At 32.5% G+C, this 20,883-nt stretch carries 19 protein-coding genes; 11 read left to right on the forward strand and 8 right to left on the reverse strand.

Going from position 1 to position 20,883, the window contains the following annotated elements:
* Window positions 1-187: 187 nt before the first annotated feature.
* Both FUA24_RS10450 and FUA24_RS10455 read right to left on the reverse strand, forming a co-directional pair.
* Window positions 188-892: a hypothetical protein gene (locus FUA24_RS10450; protein WP_148542092.1), complete on the reverse strand. Its 705-nt coding sequence runs from the start codon at window positions 890-892 to the stop codon at window positions 188-190.
* 145 nt (window positions 893-1,037) lie between these two features.
* Entirely contained in the window at window positions 1,038-1,637 is a 600-nt protein-coding gene (locus FUA24_RS10455) for an acyl carrier protein phosphodiesterase (protein WP_148542094.1), read from the reverse strand.
* A 135-nt stretch (window positions 1,638-1,772) separates the two neighbouring features.
* Here FUA24_RS10455 and glmM point away from each other — a divergent pair, with 135 nt between their 5' ends.
* The 3 genes from glmM (at window position 1,773) to FUA24_RS10470 (ending at window position 5,581) form a co-directional block, all read left to right on the forward strand.
* Window positions 1,773-3,164 (forward strand): phosphoglucosamine mutase, encoded by a 1,392-nt coding sequence (glmM, locus tag FUA24_RS10460; RefSeq protein WP_148542096.1) that lies wholly within the window; start codon window positions 1,773-1,775, stop codon window positions 3,162-3,164.
* Window positions 3,165-3,175: 11 nt separating this feature from the next.
* Entirely contained in the window at window positions 3,176-3,937 is a 762-nt protein-coding gene (locus tag FUA24_RS10465; protein WP_222861344.1) for a DUF1961 family protein, read from the forward strand.
* Window positions 3,938-4,048: 111 nt separating this feature from the next.
* Entirely contained in the window at window positions 4,049-5,581 is a 1,533-nt protein-coding gene (locus FUA24_RS10470) for a sulfatase family protein (protein ID WP_148542100.1), read from the forward strand.
* A gap of 5 nt (window positions 5,582-5,586) precedes the next feature.
* Here the strand turns inward: FUA24_RS10470 and FUA24_RS10475 are convergent, their stop codons facing one another.
* Window positions 5,587-6,471 (reverse strand): lysophospholipid acyltransferase family protein, encoded by an 885-nt coding sequence (locus FUA24_RS10475; protein ID WP_148542102.1) that lies wholly within the window; start codon window positions 6,469-6,471, stop codon window positions 5,587-5,589.
* A gap of 94 nt (window positions 6,472-6,565) precedes the next feature.
* Between FUA24_RS10475 and FUA24_RS10480 the strand changes: the two genes are divergently transcribed.
* A complete protein-coding gene (locus FUA24_RS10480) occupies window positions 6,566-7,213 on the forward strand; it encodes a rhomboid family intramembrane serine protease (RefSeq protein ID WP_148542104.1) in 648 nt (215 codons plus the stop codon).
* Between the two features lie 50 nt (window positions 7,214-7,263).
* On the opposite strand, the gene FUA24_RS10485 is transcribed toward FUA24_RS10480, so the two are convergent.
* Window positions 7,264-8,079: a hypothetical protein gene (locus FUA24_RS10485; protein WP_148542107.1), complete on the reverse strand. Its 816-nt coding sequence runs from the start codon at window positions 8,077-8,079 to the stop codon at window positions 7,264-7,266.
* Between the two features lie 247 nt (window positions 8,080-8,326).
* Here FUA24_RS10485 and lon point away from each other — a divergent pair, with 247 nt between their 5' ends.
* From lon to cmk, 3 genes are all read left to right on the forward strand, one after another.
* On the forward strand, window positions 8,327-10,777 hold the full coding sequence (lon, locus tag FUA24_RS10490) for an endopeptidase La (RefSeq protein WP_148542110.1): 2,451 nt from the start codon (window positions 8,327-8,329) through the stop codon (window positions 10,775-10,777).
* Between the two features lie 115 nt (window positions 10,778-10,892).
* Window positions 10,893-11,912, forward strand: coding sequence for a type IX secretion system protein PorQ (porQ, locus tag FUA24_RS10495; RefSeq protein WP_148542112.1), 1,020 nt, complete (start codon window positions 10,893-10,895; stop codon window positions 11,910-11,912).
* Between the two features lie 74 nt (window positions 11,913-11,986).
* Window positions 11,987-12,682: a (d)CMP kinase gene (cmk, locus tag FUA24_RS10500; protein WP_148542114.1), complete on the forward strand. Its 696-nt coding sequence runs from the start codon at window positions 11,987-11,989 to the stop codon at window positions 12,680-12,682.
* Between the two features lie 57 nt (window positions 12,683-12,739).
* On the opposite strand, the gene FUA24_RS10505 is transcribed toward cmk, so the two are convergent.
* The 4 genes from FUA24_RS10505 to FUA24_RS10520 form a co-directional block, all read right to left on the reverse strand.
* Window positions 12,740-13,900 carry a carboxypeptidase-like regulatory domain-containing protein gene (locus FUA24_RS10505; protein ID WP_148542116.1) on the reverse strand — a complete coding sequence of 387 codons (1,161 nt, stop codon included), beginning with the start codon at window positions 13,898-13,900 and terminating at the stop codon, window positions 12,740-12,742.
* 4 nt (window positions 13,901-13,904) lie between these two features.
* Window positions 13,905-15,062 (reverse strand): carboxypeptidase-like regulatory domain-containing protein, encoded by a 1,158-nt coding sequence (locus FUA24_RS10510; RefSeq protein ID WP_148542118.1) that lies wholly within the window; start codon window positions 15,060-15,062, stop codon window positions 13,905-13,907.
* A 6-nt stretch (window positions 15,063-15,068) separates the two neighbouring features.
* Window positions 15,069-16,253, reverse strand: a complete 1,185-nt coding sequence (locus FUA24_RS10515; RefSeq protein WP_148542120.1) for a carboxypeptidase-like regulatory domain-containing protein — start codon at window positions 16,251-16,253, stop codon at window positions 15,069-15,071.
* Between the two features lie 102 nt (window positions 16,254-16,355).
* Complete coding sequence (locus FUA24_RS10520) at window positions 16,356-16,736, reverse strand: LysM peptidoglycan-binding domain-containing protein (protein ID WP_148542122.1); 381 nt, start codon at window positions 16,734-16,736, stop codon at window positions 16,356-16,358.
* A 332-nt stretch (window positions 16,737-17,068) separates the two neighbouring features.
* Here FUA24_RS10520 and rpsA point away from each other — a divergent pair, with 332 nt between their 5' ends.
* The 4 genes from rpsA (at window position 17,069) to FUA24_RS10540 (ending at window position 20,861) form a co-directional block, all read left to right on the forward strand.
* Complete coding sequence (gene rpsA / locus FUA24_RS10525) at window positions 17,069-18,904, forward strand: 30S ribosomal protein S1 (protein ID WP_148542124.1); 1,836 nt, start codon at window positions 17,069-17,071, stop codon at window positions 18,902-18,904.
* Between the two features lie 143 nt (window positions 18,905-19,047).
* Window positions 19,048-19,587, forward strand: a complete 540-nt coding sequence (pyrR, locus tag FUA24_RS10530) for a bifunctional pyr operon transcriptional regulator/uracil phosphoribosyltransferase PyrR (protein WP_148542126.1) — start codon at window positions 19,048-19,050, stop codon at window positions 19,585-19,587.
* A gap of 8 nt (window positions 19,588-19,595) precedes the next feature.
* Entirely contained in the window at window positions 19,596-20,525 is a 930-nt protein-coding gene (locus FUA24_RS10535; protein ID WP_148542128.1) for an aspartate carbamoyltransferase catalytic subunit, read from the forward strand.
* Window positions 20,526-20,528: 3 nt separating this feature from the next.
* A complete protein-coding gene (locus FUA24_RS10540; RefSeq protein WP_148542130.1) occupies window positions 20,529-20,861 on the forward strand; it encodes a ribonuclease Z in 333 nt (110 codons plus the stop codon).
* Window positions 20,862-20,883 lie beyond the last annotated feature (22 nt).

The following is a 20,883-nucleotide window of genomic DNA, read 5'->3' on the forward strand; positions in this document are numbered from 1 at the left end:
GAAAAGTTACTAAGAATATTACCTTTGAAATGTGCTTTTTTATCGCCTTATCCAATAAATAAACCCATGAAAAAGGAATTAGAAGAAACCAAATAAGAACATTTATTTCTTTGTAGCTAAATCCTGTTAATTCAGAAAGAAACATTAGAACCTCATAAACAAGATTAAATATTTCTTTCATCATGTTTTAATACATGCCTTTTATATCTGTGATTTCCATTCCAAAGAAAAGAATCTCATGCCCTGTTGGTAGTTTTGCTCCGGTTTCTGTTGTAGTCCAGGTGTTCCAAGAAGCTTCTAAACCATCTATAGGCGTTTGGTCATCCCACATTTTAAAACTTTTAGGAGTTCCATTATTATCTAAGTGCCATAAATAAGCCCCTCTGTTTGGATAGGTTACTAATAGCGCCTTTCCTTGAGCCGTATTAACATAAGCGCGTTTTACATTATCATCAAAGACTCTGTAGGGAGCAAATACCCAAAAGGCGTCCTTGTGGAAGTATTTTTTGGCATCTTTTATGAGTTCATCCGCTAATTCACCATCAACTTTAAAGCTGTGCACATAGGCTTGATTAGGAGTGCTATTATCAAAAAATAACTTAACTTTTTTGTCCTCCCAGTATACCTCACAGCAGTTTTTAAGTTTCTCCCATTTATAATGCCTTCTACTTTTATACGTCCATTCAAAAACATTTGTACTATCAAAAGCTTTTTTATTCAAAGCGTCTAACATTTTAGTTGCTAAGATGTCTGCCTTTTCTCCTTCCAGACCAGTTGGAAGTTCTTCATGATGTTTAAAATAAATGTATCCACAAAATAGCAAGCTGGGTAGGGTGATAAAAATCACCAAACCAAATAAAATTTTTAAAGGTTTTTTCTTCTTTTTGCTCAAACCTATCAGACTTTTTTCACAATTTACAAAGTTTAATTATATAACCTAATGTTTTTTAGAAAAATGGATTAGGTGAAAACATAATTACCAAAACATTAGCTTATTAGCTTTTTTTAAGTAAAAATGTATTATAAATATAAGGCAATTAAGAAATTTTCAGGCTCAGTTCTTTTAGTTTTTCTGTTGAAAAGGTGATTAATTCGTTAAAGAACGAAGTGAATTCATTTTCAAATTCCTGATAAAATTCTTCGAGCTCAATTACAGCCTCATTCATACTTGATTTATGCTTCGTTCTCCTATTCATACCGTCCAACACTCTAGATATACCTTCCATAGACCCATAACTCAATAGCCAATTATCTGTTATCATATAAGGCATCATTTTTTGAATTCGAGGGGGTAACATGTCGTAATGTTCCTCTAAGAGATCATAAAATGCTTCTACATATTCATTTAACGGCGTTTTAGAATATTTATTCCAATTCTTGGCTAAAAAGTGATCATATAATATATCTACAATAATCCCAGAATAATGTCCGTACTTTTCATGAAGCCGTTTAGTACTTAATCTTACTGTTTTATGCGCATCGGTAAACGTATCTATATGTCTATGAAGCAGAATGCCAACCTGAACATCTTTAGAATAGGTTTTATAACTACTACCTTTTATACCATCAGCTATAAAATTGCCAATAGTTACTAGGTCATTATTGCCAGAAAGGTAAATGTGGGCTAAGTAATTCATTCGAGGAATTTACAAATTCCTTGTCTAATTTAGAACATATTTAGAATTTAAAATCCCATCCTTAATTTTTTTAGGTTATGTTAAAATACAAGCTAAAAAAAATATGTACGTTTGCAGAAATCCATAAACAAAGATATGACACTAATAAAATCAATTTCAGGAATTAGAGGAACTATTGGAGGTCAAGTTGGTGAGAACTTAACACCTATTGATGCTGTGAAATTCGCTGCCGCTTACGGCGCATGGGTAAAGCAAAATAGACCTAATAAAGAAAATTACAAAGTTGTAGTAGGAAGGGATGCCAGAATTTCTGGTGAAATGATACAGAGTCTTGTAATTAATACACTAATTGGTCAAGGTATAGATGTTGTGAACTTAGGACTGTCTACCACTCCAACCGTAGAGGTTGCTGTACCTATGGAACATGCTGATGGCGGAATCATTTTAACTGCAAGCCATAATCCAAAACAATGGAATGCCTTAAAGTTGTTAAATGAAAAAGGGGAGTTCTTGGACGCTGTTGAAGGTGCCAAAATTCTAGATTTGGCGGATAGCGGTACTATTGAATTTGCGGATGTTGATAGCCTAGGAAAGGTTACGGTTAATGATGCCTATATAGATTTGCATATTATTGAGGTACTAGATCTACCACTTGTAACAGTTAAGCCTATTGAGGAAGCAAAGTTTAAAGTAGTTGTAGATGGTGTAAATTCAACTGGTGGAATTGCTATTCCATTATTATTAGAACGTTTGGGTGTTGATGTGGTTAAATTATATTGCGAACCAAATGGGCATTTTCCTCATAACCCGGAGCCTTTAAAAGAACATTTAACAGATTTATCGGAAGCGGTTAAGAAACATAATGCAGATTTTGGTATTGTTGTAGATCCAGATGTAGATAGATTAGCTTTTATGGACGAAAATGGAGATATGTTTGGTGAAGAATATACGTTGGTAGCTTGTGCAGACTATGTTTTAAGTAGAACGCCAGGAAATACTGTAAGTAATATGAGTTCAACTCGAGCATTGAGAGATGTAACAGAAAAGCATGGTGGAACTTACGAAGCTAGTGCAGTAGGAGAGGTAAATGTTGTAAAACTAATGAAGAAGAATAATGTTGTTATAGGTGGTGAAGGTAATGGCGGTATTATCTATCCAGACTCACACTATGGAAGAGATGCTCTTGTAGGTGTAGCGTTGTTTTTAAGTCTTCTTGCAGATAAGAAGATGTCTGTTAGTGAGTTAAGAAAAACGTATCCTAACTACTTTATGAGTAAGAAAAAAATACAGTTAACACCTGAGCTTGATGTTGATGCAGTTTTAAAGGAAATAGAAAACAGATATCAGAATGAACAACTGACAACAATTGATGGTGTTAAAATAGATTTTCCAGAGAATTGGGTGCATTTAAGAAAAAGTAATACTGAACCAATAATAAGAATCTATACAGAGGCGAAATCACAAAAAGAAGCCGATGATTTAGCAGATAAATTTATTGCTGAATTAGGTGCCATAGCCGGCTTATAATATTCAGTCTTTTGAGAAGTTGTCTAATCATATTATTTATAATTAACACTGCTTTTGCACAAAATGAAAATTTTGTCCAATTAAATACGGACTCTAAATGGCAATTAAAATTTAGTGACAATTGCACTGAAGATTGGGAAACCAAATGGTTTTTAGATGGCCTTAGGGCTCAAGTCGTAAACACTCAAAAAGGTATGCTTTTTAGTGCGGGAGATGTGGAGCATGATCATTCTTGTCATGCCGTATTATGGACCAAACCCTCGTTTAGTGGTGATGTTAAAATAGAATATGATTATACTAAAATAGACACCAGAGTATCTCAGGTGAATATAGTCTATATTCAGGCACAAGGTATCCATGAGGGCAAAAAAGATATTTTCACATGGAAAGACGAACGTGATATACCATACATGAGAACTTATTTTGATAATATGAAATGTCTTCATATTAGCTATGCTGCTTTTGGAAATGATGGTGAGTATATTAGAGCTAGACAATACCCTAGGTTAGAAGGAACAGATTTTAATACAACTACCGAGATTCCTCCAGCAAGTTTTAATACGGGACTATTTATACCTGGAAAGAAGTATAAAATTACAATTATTAAGACTAAAACTAAGTTGTTTTTTAGAGTAAAAGGAGATTCAAAAGAAAAAGTATTTTCTTGGGATTTAGATGAACAGAATCAAGTTAAAAATGGTAGAATAGGCCTGAGACATATGTTTACAAGGTCTTCTTTGTATAGTAATTTTAAAGTTTATACCAAGTTATGAGGTTTAAGTTTACAATAGTAAAATAATATCGAAATACTGGAAATATAGGTCGTTTGAAAAAACGACCTTTTTTTATACTTACATTTACTTTTAAACCATCAAAACACATACATGAATTTAAAAAAATACGCTTTCGTTTTTATAGCCGTAGTTATATTATTTGTTCAATCTTGTAAATCTGATAAGAAGATTGAAGAACCAAATCAACAACCTAACATAGTTTTTATTATTGCAGATGATGTTAGTTGGAACGATTTGGGTGCTTATGGCCATCCTAATGTAAGAACGCCACATTTAGATAAAATGGCTAAAGATGGTATGATTTTCAATCAGGCGTTTTTAACAACAAGTTCATGTAGTCCGAGTAGAACAAGTATTATTTCAGGATTATACCCACATAATACGGATGCTGAACAATTATCATGGCCTTTACCGGATTATAAGAAAACCTTCGTGCAAGAACTTAAGAATGCGGGGTATTGGACTGGTTTAGCAGGAAAATACCATATGGGAGACCCAGTTAGAGACGATTTCGATCAACTTTTAGAAATGCAATGGTTAGATGCACCAATTGGTTTAGATAGACGCTTAAAAGGAGATGGAAGTGGTTGTGATGAGTGGATAAAACTTTTGCAAGATAGACCTAAAGATAAACCATTTTTTACTTGGTTAGCATCTTTTGATGCCCATAGGCCATTCTATGAGGGTATTAGTAATCAGCCATATGATCTTGATGAGACTATTATTCCTCCATATATGCCCGAAACAGAAGCTTCAAAGAAAGATTTCGCCCTATATTATGAGGAAATTACTAGAATGGATGATTATGTTGGAAAGGTTATAGCCGAATTAGAAGCGCAAGGTGTTGCCGATAATACAATTGTATTATTTGTATCAGATAATGGAAGAGCATTCCCTAGAGATAAAACTACCTTATATGATGGAGGGATTAGAACACCTTGGATTATAAAATGGCCAGCAAAGATTAAACCTGGATCGGTTAATGATAATTTAGTAAGTTCTGTAGATATAGCGCCAACATTTATGAAATTGGCTGGATTAGAACCGTTATCTGATTTTGATGGTGTTGATTTCTCTTCAATGCTTGCCGATACTAATCACGAAACAAGAAAAGATGTTTATGCCGAAGATCATTTTCATGATTTTGAAGACTATACAAGAGCTGTAAGAACCAAAAAGTATAAGTACATTAAAAACTATTATCCAGACCTTCCTAATACACCTTCTGCTGATATAATAAGAGATAGAACCTGGAAGAGCATGAAGGAAGAAAGAGATAATGGAACTTTGTCTAAAGCTCAAATGTGGTGCTTTGAAATGCCTAGGCCAGAAGAGGAATTGTATGATGTTGAAAAAGATCCTTATGAATTACAAAACTTAGCTTTAAACGCTGAATACGATTACGTGCTAAATGATATGCGCATGCGTTTAAAGCGTATGAGAGAAACCACAAAAGACTATCTTCCAACAGAAAGAACGCCAGACGACTTTGTACGCGAAACAGGCTATCCAACCAAATACCGTATTAGACCAAGACCATCTAAAGCAGTTTATATGAAGGCTAGGGAAGAAGGACGAGTGCTTATGAATCCTGATTTTGTAGATACAACACCTAAAGAATAGAATAGTTACAACTTAGGTTTTTTATTTCTATGTTTCCAACGGCGGTGTGTCCAGAAGTAATACTCTGGGGTATCATATATTTGTTTTTCTAATTCTCTTAAAAAAACATCCGTTAATTGATAGTTTGGAAAATCTTTAGAATTTTCAGCTAGTGTTACTATTTCAGCCTCGTAATACCCGCGTTTAACCTTATTGATTTTAAGGTAGGCGGTAGAAAAATCTAAGTTTTTGGCTAAACGTTCGGCGCCTGTAAAGCAAGGTACTGATATGCCCATAAATTTACCCCAGTATACATCTCGAGTAGCTCTGGGGGATTGATCACTAAGAAAACCAGTAATTGTTTTTACTCCAGAAGTCTCATGAGTTGTAATAGTTGTAATTGTTTCTTTAGTGCTAATTAAATATGTGCTGAATTTAGATCTTATTTTCCGTACCAGTTTGTCAAAATATTGGTTAGAAAGTTTTTTATATACAGCAAACCCCTTAAAATTAATATACTGCTGTATAACAATTGCCCATTCCCAACTTGCATAATGTCCAAAAATGAGAATAATACTTTTATTAAGTTGTTCTAATCTTTTAAATTCTTCAGGATTTTTAATGTGAAATCGCTTTTTTAATTCTTTTTCTGAAATGGACATAGTCTTTGCCATTTCCAAGAACATATCTGCTAGATGTTTATAGAACTTTTTTCTAATTTTTTTAATTTCATCTGCGGGTTTATCAGGAAAAACCAATTCTAAATTATTAGTTACAACCTTTTTTCTATAACCAACAATGTAATAGAGTAAGACATAAACACAATCTGAAATTAAATATAATATTCTAAAGGGAAGTTTGGAGATACTCCATAAAAGAGGATAAAGAAGAATATAAATTAGAAATTGCATGAATTAGTTTTAGTTTTGTAGGCGCAAAAGTACAAGATTTTGTTTTTTAAAGTAGACATTAAATAAATAATTGACCTTAATCGTTTAAAAAAGTATGAGTTTAGATTTAATAACCATAATAGTCATAGTAGCAAATGTTTTAATTTCTATTAAAGGATTTGATGATTACGGATTTTTAGAAAAATATAAATTTCAGGTTGGAGGTGTACAACGTGGAGAAAAAATTAGGTTGTTTAGTGCTGGATTTCTGCATGTTGACTTTCAGCATCTTATATTCAATATGATTACACTATTCTTTTTTGCTAATGTTGTAACTGGTTTTCTGGGGAATGGAGGATTTGTTGCTGTTTATGTTATAAGTCTTCTATTAGGGAATCTGTTATCATTATATTTTCATAAAAATGAATACCATTATAGTGCTGTTGGAGCCAGTGGCGCCGTAACAGGTATTCTTTATTCTGCAATTTTGTTAAGACCAGAAATGAGTTTGTATATGTATTTTATTCCAATTCCAATTCCTGCATATGTTTTTGGAATTGGTTATTTACTGTATTCTATTTATGGAATGAAAAAGAGAATAGGTAATATTGGACACGATGCACATTTTGGTGGTGCCATTGGTGGTTATGTTATAACATTATTTCTTGCTCCTTGGCTTTTAAAGGAAAATCTGCTAATGGTTGGTTTATTAGCTATTCCCATAGTGTTATTATTTGCATTAAGAAAGGCTGGGAAGATGTAAACATAAAAAAGCGCTTTAAAGCGCTTTTTTATTCTTTGTTATTGGTTTATTTAGTTATAAACGAATTCTATTGTCTCGTCTTCTTCAATTTCACCATCAATTTCGGATTTTAATATTGCCGTTTGTGGGTAATTTTTATCATTATAGGTGTAAATGTATATTTCTTTTGCATCATAATCTGTTTCATCACTATATTTTTCAATATAAGAAGTCAAGTTATATGAATTAGAGTGAATTAAAGCACCAAATTCGTTATTACTTAGAAGATTTAAAACTTCAACTTGGTGCACGTTCTTAAATATGCCATTTTTATCATCATAAGTAAATAAATACTCATATCCATCATCTTCTTTTATACTAGATATGTTATTCCCTATATGAGAAAATATTGAGGTACCTGCTGGTTCAAAAACAGAACCATCTTCTGGTCCTTTGCGTAATAATTCATCTGTAAAAGTATTATTGCTGTTGTTATATGTAATATTATGTTTGTAAGACAATCCATCAATACCAGAATCTTCCAGCCAAATTTCCGTAAGTTTTATAACTTTATTTTCAGAATTATACTCTAAAGTAGTATAAGCTGCAAGCCCTCCTCCAAAAAAATGATCTTCTCTAACCAATAAAGTGTTTTCATAGGTATAAACTGTTTTAAAACCATCCCCTTCATCTATATTTAATAGTACGTTTCCATCATAATTATAAGTTTCAGTAAATTCTTCATCTGTCCCTTTATTATATATGATTTTTGTTACTAATGTTTTGTCGTCTTTATCATCTGATTCTTCTTTAGAATCACTAGATTCAGTTGAACAAGATAAAAATAGAATTGCAATTGCACTTAGTAAGATTTGTTGTAATTTCATGAAAGATAATTTTTAAATAAAAGTGCGAATATAAATCTTAATATTGAAATGGTATCATGATATTTATCATTTTAATGTTATTTAAATAATTGATTTTTCTAATTGGCATGAGTATTGACTTTATATAAAGCTATGTGTCCGCTTCTTAAATTGTAGATTGTTGATATATAGAGTTTTAAATGTATTGTTTGATTTTTAAAAACCAAGGTGTTAGTTTGTTTTATGACAAATTGACCTAAAAAAATATATGAAGAAATCTAATTTTATGACGCTTGACAGTTTGTCATTGCAGGAATTTGATGAAAACTCAGAATTAATTCCTTTAATGACTCCTGAAGACGAGGAAGAAATGAATAATGAGGAGTTACCAGAAACATTACCAATATTGTCTTTAAGAAATACGGTACTATTTCCTGGAGTTGTTATTCCGATTACTGCTGGTAGAGATAAGTCTATTAAGCTTATTAAAGATGCAAACAAAGGCTCTAAAGTTATTGGAGTTGTTGCTCAAAAAGATGAATCTATTGAAATTCCAACAGCCAAAGACATTCACGAAACAGGTACTGTTGCTAGAATTTTGCGAGTTTTAAAAATGCCCGATGGCAATGTTACGGTAATTATTCAAGGAAAAAAACGATTTAAAGTAGCAGAAGTTCTTACTGAGGAACCTTATATGAATGCTACCATTAGAGATATCCCAGAAGCTAAACCGGCGTTAAAGAATGAAGAGTTTTCGGCAATTATTGACTCTATAAAAGAATTAGCTTTAGAAATAATCAAAGAGAGTCCTAATATTCCAAGTGAAGCCTCTTTTGCTATTAAAAACATAGAGAGTAATTCGTTTTTGGTAAATTTTGTGTCTTCAAACATGAATTTATCGGTTACCGAGAAACAGGCTCTGCTAGAAATGAATGACCTGAAACAACGTGCTTTGGCTACTCTTAAGCACATGAATATGGAGTTTCAAAGATTAGAATTGAAGAATGATATTCAGTCTAAAGTGCAGATGGACATGAGCCAGCAGCAACGAGAATATTTCTTGCACCAGCAGATGAAGACTATCCAAGAAGAATTGGGTGGGGTAAGTCATGACGAGGAGATTGAAGAAATGAAGGCTAGAGCCAAAGATAAGGTTTGGGATGAAAAAGTGGCTAAACATTTTGATAAAGAGATTAGTAAGCTGCAACGTATGAACCCTCAAGTAGCAGAATATTCCATTCAGCGTAATTACTTAGAGTTGTTTTTAGATTTGCCTTGGAACGAGTTTAGTGAAGATAAATTTGATTTAAAACGAGCAAAAAAGATACTTGACAGAGATCATTATGGATTGGATGATGTTAAAAAGCGTATCATTGAGTATTTAGCTGTATTAAAGCTTAGAAATGATATGAAATCACCAATTTTATGTCTTTATGGTCCTCCTGGAGTTGGTAAAACATCTTTAGGAAAGTCAATTGCAGAGGCTTTAGGTAGGGAATATGTTCGTATTTCGTTAGGAGGTTTGCGTGATGAAGCAGAGATAAGAGGGCATAGAAAGACCTACATCGGAGCAATGCCAGGTCGTATTATTCAGAGTTTAAAGAAAGCTGGAACTTCTAATCCTGTGTTTGTTTTAGATGAAATTGATAAATTATCAAATTCCCATCAAGGAGATCCCTCTTCCGCAATGTTAGAAGTATTAGATCCAGAGCAAAATAGTGAGTTTTATGATAATTTCTTAGAAATGGGGTATGATCTGTCTAAAGTTATGTTCATAGCTACATCAAACAGTTTGGCTACAATTCAACCCGCATTGTTGGATCGTATGGAAATTATAAATGTTACAGGATATACTATAGAAGAGAAAGTTGAAATAGGGAAGCGCCATTTGTTGCCAAAACAGCTTAAAGAACATGGATTAACCGCTGATAATCTTAAAATAGGAAAACCCCAATTAGAAAAGATTGTTGAAGGTTATACCAGAGAGTCGGGAGTACGTGGTTTAGATAAGCAAGTAGCTAAAATGGTACGTTATGCTGCCAAAAATATTGCCATGGAAGAAGCGTACAATATCAAAGTATCAAATGAAGATGTAATTGAAGTACTTGGTAGCCCGAAACTTGAGAGAGATAAGTACGAAAATAATAATGTAGCAGGAGTAGTTACAGGATTAGCTTGGACACGAGTTGGAGGAGATATATTGTTTATTGAATCTATTTTATCAAAAGGAAAAGGTGCTTTAACTATTACAGGTAACCTTGGAAAAGTAATGAAAGAGTCCTCTACTATTGCTATGGAATATATAAAATCTAATGCGGATGCGTTTGGCATAAACCCTGAAGTATTTGACAAATATAATGTACATATACACGTTCCTGAAGGTGCAACTCCTAAAGATGGACCAAGTGCTGGGGTAACGATGCTAACGTCACTTGTCTCTTTATTTACGCAGAGAAAAGTAAAGAAAAGCATTGCTATGACTGGTGAGATTACCTTAAGAGGAAAAGTACTTCCTGTAGGTGGAATAAAAGAAAAAATATTAGCCGCAAAACGGGCTAAAATTAAGGAGATTTTACTTTGTGAAGAGAATAGAAGAGATATTGAGGATATTAAACCAGAATATCTAATAGGATTGAAATTTCATTACGTAACTGATATGAGTGATGTTATTAAAATAGCATTAACAGAGCAAAAAGTAAAAAATGCCAAAAAGCTGTAAAAAAGAACCTCGATTTAATCGAGGTTTTTTATGGACTCAATTCTAAGTTTTCGGGTAAAATAAAATTTACATACCATCGTTTTAAGATAGATTTACTTTCTTTGTACTGTAAAATATGCTTAGAAAAATTACCACGTTATTAAGTTTATGTATAGCCGCCTCTATATCTGCTCAAATAGGAGGTGAGCATACCTATCAGTTCTTAAACTTAATTTCTTCACCTAGGCAAGCTGCTTTGGGTGGTAAAGTACTTACTAATGTAGATTATGACGTAACCCAAGGTCTTTTTAATCCTGCTACCATAAATGTAGAAATGGATAAACAATTAGCGGTTAATTATACCAATTACTTAGGCGGTATTGGTTATGGTACAGCATCATACGCTTATACCGTTGACAGAAGAACACAAACATTTCATGGTGGTATAACTTATATCAATTATGGTTCTTTTGATGGTTATGATGAAGATGGAAATTCCACGGGGACATTTTCGGGTGGAGAAACTGCTTTATCTTTAGGATATTCAAAACAAATAGGGTATTCGGACTTCTACCTTGGAGGAAATATAAAATTTATAAGTTCTAAATTAGAACAATATACTTCTTTTGGTGCCGCAGTAGATATTGGATTACTCTACATAAATAGGGATTTAGACTTTAATGCGGCTGTTGTGATTAGGAATTTAGGAACTCAAATTACAACATATGCTGGCTTACGTGAAAGTTTACCATTTGAAGTAAGTTTAGGGTTATCGCAGAAATTAGAAAATGTACCAATTAGATGGCATGTAACCTTTGAAAATCTTCAAAAATGGCCAATTGGCAAGCCAAATCCAGCTAGAGTTACAAGCGATTTAAACGGAAATCAAACTAGTGAAAAAGTTGGCTTTTTTGGACAAGTTATCCGTCACACCATTGTTGGTGCAGAATTATTTCCAGAAGGAGGTTTTAATATTAGGTTAGGGTATAATTTTAGAAGGGGAGAAGAGTTGCGAATTGTAGATCAGAGAAACTTTTCTGGATTTTCAGGGGGAATATCTATAAAAATGAATAAAATGCGCTTTAGTTATACCCATGCAAAATATGCAAGTGCAGCTAATTCTAATTTCTTCGGGCTGCAGATTGATTTAAATTAAGAGACTTTACTTTTGACATTTTATCAATAAAAAATTCCAAAATTGGAGTATTTTTGGAACTTCAAAAGCGCAAAATGAATAAAATTACCATAGCTATTGATGGTTATTCATCAACAGGAAAAAGTACCATAGCAAAGCAATTGGCAAAAAGGTTAGGTTACGTATATGTAGATACTGGAGCCATGTATAGAGCAGTAACACTTTATGCAATGCAAAAAGATTTAATTCATGAAAGTGATTTTAATGTTGAAGCCTTAATTTATCAATTAGATAAGATCAATATTACTTTTAAATATAATATAGATCTGGGTTTTGCAGAGGTTTATTTAAATGGTGTGAATGTTGAAAAAAGAATAAGGACATTAGATGTTTCTGGTTTTGTAAGTAAGGTGGCAGCGGTTTCTGATGTAAGGCAGAAACTTGTGGCGATTCAACAACAGATGGGACAAGATAAAGGTGTGGTTATGGACGGAAGAGATATAGGTACTGTTGTTTTTCCCGATGCAGAACTTAAGTTGTTTATGACATCATCTGCAGAAAAAAGGGCTCAAAGACGTTTTAAAGAACTTAAAGATAGAGGAGATGATGTACTTTATGAAGATGTTTTAAAAAACGTTCAAGAGCGTGATTTTTTAGATTCTAATAGAAAAGATTCTCCGTTAGTAAAAGCCAAAGATGCCATTGAAATTGATAATTCTAACCTTTCTCTTGAAGAACAGTTTGAAAAAGTACTTAGGCTAGTAAGAATGACTTTAGAAGATATGGAATAACAAATTAGGACATAAAAAACTCTGATAAACTACAGAGTTTTTTATGTATAGTTAAGACTATTTCTTATTAACCAATTCATACTGTTTCTCTAAAGGAACACCATATGCGGCTTCTAAACCCTCTCTAATACTTTTGTAAAATTTAGTATCAGGTGGTAAGCTTAAATTATCCCAAAAACTAGGGTTATAGGGTAAATCAATTAAGTGAGCGTCTACATTTATGCCATATGGAACCACTTTAATATCTTTTTTATTAGTAATTACATTATATAAAAAAGCTTCACCTTTAAAATGAGAATTAATTACAGGAGTATTCCAGTATTCTTTAGGTATTCTATCTTTAGATAAGTGCCAATCATGTTTATAATAATTTAAAACTAACTTTCCGTTTTTATATTTCTTATAAACAAATAGACTAGAACCACGTTCTATTCTGTAAATTTTAAAGGAATCTACACCAATAAATAATTTTATTCTCTCCCATTTTTTCTTCGGATTTTGTCCTTCAAGAATAACCACATCTTCACCTTCATAAGACGAATCTCCAATTTTTTTCCAAATAAACTTTTTTATGTTTCTCGCATGGCCAGAATCATTAGGTCTAATTGGGTTTACATGAGCCACAACATTTATTTGATGCCAATTATGCTTAGGTTTCCAAATGCGATAATCAGCAGATTTTCTACTTTCGGCCACTTGTACATCTCCAAAATAGTATGCAGGACCACGGTCTCTCACTTTTATATAATTTTCAACCAAGAGTTTGGCTTTGTCACCCTCTGTAACCGCTGTTCTAAACAAAAACTCTAACTGGTGAGTGGTACTAATAGTGTTTTCTTTAAGTTTTTTTAAAGCAGTTACAACATAGTTATTGGGTACTAATAATTTAACTTCATTAAGTTCTGTTACTGTCTCTTTTAAGACAATGGCCTTCTTTTCAAGTTTTAAAAAGTCCGCTACTTTAATTTTAAAAGGGTCATATCCTAAACTGGAAATAGATAAAGAATCCTGAAGTTCATTTTCTGTTATAAAAAATGAGAATTCACCATCTTCAGTACTAGCGCTACCAATATACTTTTCAACAATTCCTACAGCTACAAAAGGTATCGGTTCATTAAATTCATCTAATATGATACCTCTAATTTCCTGTTTTTGTTGAGCATTTAAACTAAAAAAGCTAGTTATGACTAAACATAATACGAAGTAAGTTTTATTCATAGCATTATTTATTAACTAATTCATACTGTTTTTCTAAAGGCACTCCAAATAAGCCTTCCAATTCATTTTTTATACGTGTATAAAATTTAGTGTCTGGTGGCATACTTAAGTTTTTCCAGAAATTGGCATTATATTTTAAGTCTAGAGAACCCATATCTTTATCAACACCAAAAGGCACAATTCTCATTTTCTTTTTATTTGTCTCTACACTAAATATAAAAGCTTCAGTTTTATAGCGTAGCGTTTCTGCTATAGTGCCTTGCAGTTCCCTTGGAACCATATGCTTAGGAAAGCTCCATTCGTTTTTAAAATAACTTAAAACCATTTTGCCTGTTTTATGCTTTTTGTATACATAAAGCGATCTTCCGCGTTCTATTTTATAGACTTTATAAGTGTCTACACCAATGTAAAATGTCATTTTTTCCCAATCTAATTTTGGGTTACGTCCTTCTATAATGACAACATCTTCTCCTTCATAAGAAGAATCTCCAGTTTTCTTATAGGTGAACTTTTTTAAGTTTCTAGCATGTTGAGAGTCATTAGGACGTAAAGGGTTAACATGGAACATATCGTGTATAGAATGTCTCCATTGTGTTCTTTTCCAGTATCTATAGTCTGCGGATTTTCTGGCAGCACTTACTTCCACAGCTCCCATTTGGTAAGCAGGACCTCTGTCTCTTATTTTAATGAAATTCTCTACAAAGAATTTTGCTTTTCCATCTTCTTCAGCAGCTCTTCTATATAACAATTCTAGTTTATGCGGTTGACTCAACGTATTATCTCTTAAAGCTTTGAGGGCATTTAGAACATAGTCTTTAGGACTAAGCAAGGTTATTTCGTTAAGTTCGGTAACAGTTTCTTTAAGAATTATTTCCTTTTTTTCGAGGTTGAGATAATCCGCAACCTTAATTTTATAAGGATCATAGCCTAAACTGGAAACAGATAAAGAATCTTGCAGTTCAGCTGGCGTTATCAAGAATGAAAACCCTCCATCTTCGGTACTTGCAGTACCAATGTATTTTTCAACAATCCCCACGGCAACATAAGGAATAGGTTCATTGAATTCGTCTAGTATAACACCATTTACCTCAATTTTCTTTTGCGCATTAACTTGGAAGCAAACTATTATAGCTATAATAGCTGTATATAAAATCCTTTTCATTCTTTTTTATTTATTAACTAATTGGTACTGTTTTTCTAAAGATACACCATAATTACTTTCCAACTCACTTTTAATTTTTTTATAAAACTCAGTGTCAGGTGGCATACTAAGATTTTTCCAAAAGTTAGCATCGTAAGGCACATCTATTGATCCCATATCGGTTTCTCCTCCAAAAGGACGCACCCTTGCTTTTTTCTTATCTGTTTCAATTTTATAAACAAATGCTTCAGATCTATAAGATATTTCTCTGGCCTCTGTATTCCAGTATTCTCTTGGTATTTGGCTGTTATTATTTTTTGCACTCCATCCCCATTCTTTAGCATGATAACTTAAGTAAAGCTTCCCGTTTGAATGCTTTTTATAGAGATATATGGTTTTTCCTGTTTCTATTTTGTACACCCCGTAATTATCTACACCAATGTACAATTTATATTTTTGCCATTTATTTTTATTGTTAGTGCCTTCTAGAATAACAACATCTTCACCTTCATAAGAAGAATCACCAATCTTCTTCCAAGTAAATTTTTTAAAATTCGGCTGACGTTCTGAAGGTCTTAAAGGATTTCCGGTACCCATGTAATTGATACTATGCGTCCATTGTTTACGTTTCCAAACTCTATAATCGGCAGATTTTCTTACTTGAGCGACTTCAATCATTCCGAGAGGGTAGGCAGGACCTTTATCTCGAATCTTTATATAATTCTCAACAAAGAATTTTGACTTCCCACTTTCTGTTGCAGCTCTTCTATATAACAATTCTATTTTATGTGGTTGGCTTACCGTGTTTTCTTTTAAGAATTTTAAGGCATTTTCAACATATTGATTAGGACTAAGTAGCTTAATTGCGTCTAACTCAGTTACAGTCTCTTTTAGTATAATTTCTTTCTTTTCTAATTTGAGATAATCTGCCACCTTAATTTTAAAAGGGTCGTAGCCTAAACTAGATATAGATAGAGAGTCTTGTAGTTCGCTATTTGTAATTAAAAAAGAAAATTCACCATCTTCGGTACTTGCTGTACCAATGTATTTTTTTACAATACCTACAGCAACAAAAGGCACCGGATTATTACTTTCATCTAGTATGGTACCACTAACTTCTATTTTTTTGCTTTGGGCATTAGTAATTGTTGATATGGATAAAACTATTGTTAACACAAATAGGTTTAATAGGGAGATAATTTTTTTGCTCATAATGTATACCTGATTTAAAAAAAAACGAACCTTGCAAAAATAATTGGAAGGTTCGTTTATTAAGAAGACAATTGTCTTAATATCTATATCAAAAGTTCAGAATTATAGATTAGGAATGATTAATTCTTGATCTGGATGAATTAAATCAGGGTTCTTTAAAATATCGGTGTTTGCTTCGAATATTTCTTTATACTTCATAGCATCTTTGTAGTAATGCTTAGCTATTTTACCTAAAGTTTCTCCACTTTTAACAACGTGTCTATGGTAAACAGTTTCATCAGCAACTTTAATGTCTGCCATTATATCGGAAGGGTTATCGCCACCAATTTCCTTAATTTTATCCCAAATTAAGTTTTTTTCATATTGCGTGTTCGCTGTTCCAAATACTTTTAATACATCACCTTCAATCTGTACATCACCATTTTGAATGTTTAAAGATTCTCCTAAATCTAGAACGTCTTGGTATTTTGCTTTTACTGCCATGTTTTAAAATTTATGTTTATATAATTAGAGTTACAAGATAATAAAATATTCTACTAAAAGAATACTTACAATTTTAAGTTTCTATTAAGTAAGACACTAGTATTTATAAAAAGTCACATTAATTATATGTGTTCATTTTTAGGTATTTAGGGTTATTATATGTATTTTTGCGCTCCTTTTAGCAATTTATAGAAAGATAAAAGGACTGAAACCTTAATAAAATTAACGCTTCTGTATGTTTTTGCTTAATTCTTTCTAAAGTATACAGAATACAAAACGCAGTGTCATTGCGTTTCCGTGTAAACGGAAATCATAGCATTGTAACAAATTAAATGGCTGAAGAAGCAAAAAAAGCTGAAGTTGAAGTACAAGAAGCTTCAACTGAAAAACAAGCCCCAGTAGTATCTGAGGCGCAATTAAACCCTGAAAAATTCTTAAGCGAGTTTAACTGGCACAATTACCAAGAAGGTATTGATGAAGTTGATAGCAAGCAACTAGAAGAATTTGAAAAATTAGTAGCAGAGAACTTTGTAGACACTTTAAATGATGAAGTTGTTGAGGGTAAAGTAGTGCATATCTCTGATAGAGATGCAATTATTGACATTAACGCTAAGTCTGAAGGTGTTATTTCTTTAAATGAGTTCCGCTACAATCCAAACTTAGCTGTAGGAGATAAAGTAGAAGTATTAATTGACGTTCGTGAAGATGCAACAGGACAATTAGTATTATCTCATAGAAAAGCTAGAGTAATCAAAGCTTGGGATCGTGTAAACGCTGCTCATGATTCTGGTGAAATAGTTAATGGTTTCGTTAAGTGTAGAACTAAAGGAGGTATGATTGTAGATGTTTTTGGAATTGAAGCATTCTTACCAGGTTCTCAAATTGATGTTAAACCAATTAGAGATTACGATCAATACGTAAACAAAACAATGGAATTCAAGGTTGTAAAAATCAACCACGAGTTTAAAAACGTTGTTGTTTCTCATAAAGCACTTATTGAGGCTGATATTGAAGAACAAAAGAAAGAAATTATTGGTCAGTTAGAAAAAGGTCAAGTATTAGAAGGTGTTGTTAAGAATGTAACATCTTATGGTGTATTTATTGATCTTGGTGGTGTAGATGGATTAATTCACATTACAGACCTTTCTTGGTCTAGAATTAACCACCCTAACGAGATTGTTGAGTTAGACCAAAAATTAAATGTTGTTATCCTTGATTTTGATGAGAATAAATCAAGAATCCAATTAGGATTAAAACAATTAAGCAAACACCCTTGGGAAGCATTAGCTGAAGAGGTTAAAGTAGGTGATAAAGTAAAAGGTAAAGTTGTTGTAATTGCAGATTACGGTGCATTTATTGAAGTAGCTGATGGTGTTGAAGGATTAATTCACGTTTCTGAAATGTCATGGTCTACACATTTACGTTCTGCTCAAGATTTCGTTGCTGTTGGTGATGAAGTTGAAGCAGTTATCTTAACTCTTGATAGAGAAGAGCGTAAGATGTCTTTAGGTATTAAGCAATTAACTCCAGACCCTTGGACGGACATTACTACTAAATACCCATTAGGTTCTAAGCATACAGGTGTTGTACGTAACTTTACAAACTTTGGAGTATTTGTTGAATTAGAAGAAGGTATTGACGGATTAATTTATATCTCTGATTTATCTTGGACTAAGAAAATTAAGCACCCATCTGAGTTCTGTGCTGTAGGTGATAAGTTAGACGTTATTGTTCTTGAGTTAGATGTTGAAGGACGTAAACTAAGTTTAGGTCATAAACAAACTACAGATAATCCATGGGATAAATACGAAACTGAGTTTGCTTTAAATACTACACACTCTGGTGCTATTGAAGAAATAGTAGATAAAGGAGCTACAGTTAAATTTAATGATGATATAGTAGCGTTTATTCCTTCTAGACACTTAGAGAAAGAAGACGGTAGTAAACTTAAGAAAGGTGAATCTGCTGAATTCAGAATCATTGAGTTTAGTAAAGAATTTAAACGTGTAGTTGCATCGCACACAGCTATCTTTAAAGAAGAAGAAGCTAAGAATGTGAAAGCAGCAGCTAAAAAAGCAGCTTCTGCAGCAGCTGAGGCGAAACCTACTTTAGGAGATGCTAATGATGCTTTACAAGCTCTTAAAGATAAATTAGACGGAAAAGCTTAATTAAATTAATGTTTTTTCATTTCTGTGAAAACGGAAATCTATTTATAAATTATAAAAGCCTTCAAGTAATTGAAGGCTTTTTTTATGTTTTTACTTCTAATTTTTTACATTACCTTTGTGCTCCAAACACGTTTGGATAATATATGAGTCAAAAAGTTTTACTTAACGCAAAAGAGGTAAACATCATTCTTCATCGATTGGCTTGTCAACTTATTGAAAAACACAATGACTTTTCTAATACTGTTTTAATAGGCCTTCAGCCTAGAGGTATTTATTTAGCTAATAGAATTTCAAAAATTTTACAAGAAGATTATAAAGTAAAAAATGTGAAATTAGGGCAGTTAGATATTACGTTTTATAGAGATGATTTTAGAAGAGGCGATAAGACATTAAAAGCCAATTCTACCGAGATTGAATTTTTAGTTGAAAATAAAAACATTGTATTTATCGATGATGTTTTATATACAGGAAGAAGTATTAGAGCAGCTTTAACAGCAATTCAATCTTTTGGAAGACCAAATGAAATTGAATTGTTTACCTTAATAGATCGTAGATTTAGTAGACATCTACCAATTCAACCAGACTATAGAGGAAGGCAAGTTGATGCCATAAATAATGAGAAAGTAATAGTACATTGGCAAGAGAATGAAGGTGAAGATGCTGTGTATTTAATAGAAAAATAGATGAGTTTATGAGTGAGTTAAGTGTAAATCACTTATTAGGGATAAAATATCTTAAAGCGGAAGATATCCAATTAATTTTTGAGACTGCAGATCATTTTAAAGAAGTGATTAATAGACCGATAAAGAAAGTGCCTTCGCTAAGAGATATAACTATTGCCAATTTATTTTTTGAAAATTCTACTAGAACTAAGTTATCCTTTGAGTTAGCTGAAAAACGTTTGTCTGCAGATGTCATAAACTTTTCCTCGGGACAATCATCGGTTAAGAAAGGTGAAACTCTAATAGATACAGTAAATAACATCTTATCTATGAAAGTAGATATGGTGGTTATGAGGCATCCCAATCCAGGAGCAGGTATATTTTTATCAAAACATGTAGATGCCAGTATCGTGAATGCGGGTGATGGTGCGCATGAACACCCTACACAGGCGTTGTTAGATTCGTATTCTATTAGAGAAAAACTGGGTGATGTTGCGGGTAAGAAAGTCGTTATTGTTGGTGATATTTTGCATAGTAGAGTTGCGCTTTCAAATATATTTGCGCTGCAATTACAAGGGGCAGAGGTTATGGTTTGTGGACCCAAAACGTTATTACCAAAATATATAAATGAACTCGGTGTTAAAGTTGAAACTAACTTAAGAAAGGCTTTAAATTGGTGTGATGTTGCTAATATGTTGAGAGTACAAAATGAACGTATGGATATAAGTTATTTTCCTTCAACAAGAGAATACACTCAACAATTTGGCGTTAATATGGATGTATTAAATTCCTTAGATAAAGAAATAACAATTATGCACCCTGGCCCAATAAATAGGGGCGTAGAAATTACAAGTGATGTAGCAGATTCTAATCAGGCAATAATTTTAGATCAAGTAGAAAACGGTGTTGCTATTAGAATGGCTGTTATATATTTATTAGCATCTAAAATTAAACAGTAAGTTATGATTATTGATCAAAAAGGTAATATAACCATAGTAACCCAAGAAAAAGCAACTACAATTGAGTTGGTTAAAAAACTTTCGGCTTTATATCCAAGATATAAGAATAATAATGTAATCATAAACTTAACATCTTTAAATAAAATTACTTTAGAGGAAATAGTTGAGTTTTTACAAATATCAAACACACATAGAGCCAATAAGCATTCTTTTGTTATTGTATCTAACAAAGTAGATTTAGATGAAGTTCCAGATGAATTAGTTGTTGTTCCAACACTTCAAGAAGGTTACGATATTATTGAAATGGAAGAAATGGAACGTGATTTAGGCTTTTGATACATGTTGTTCTAATGTGAAC

The sequence above is a fragment of the Seonamhaeicola marinus genome (assembly GCF_008085455.1).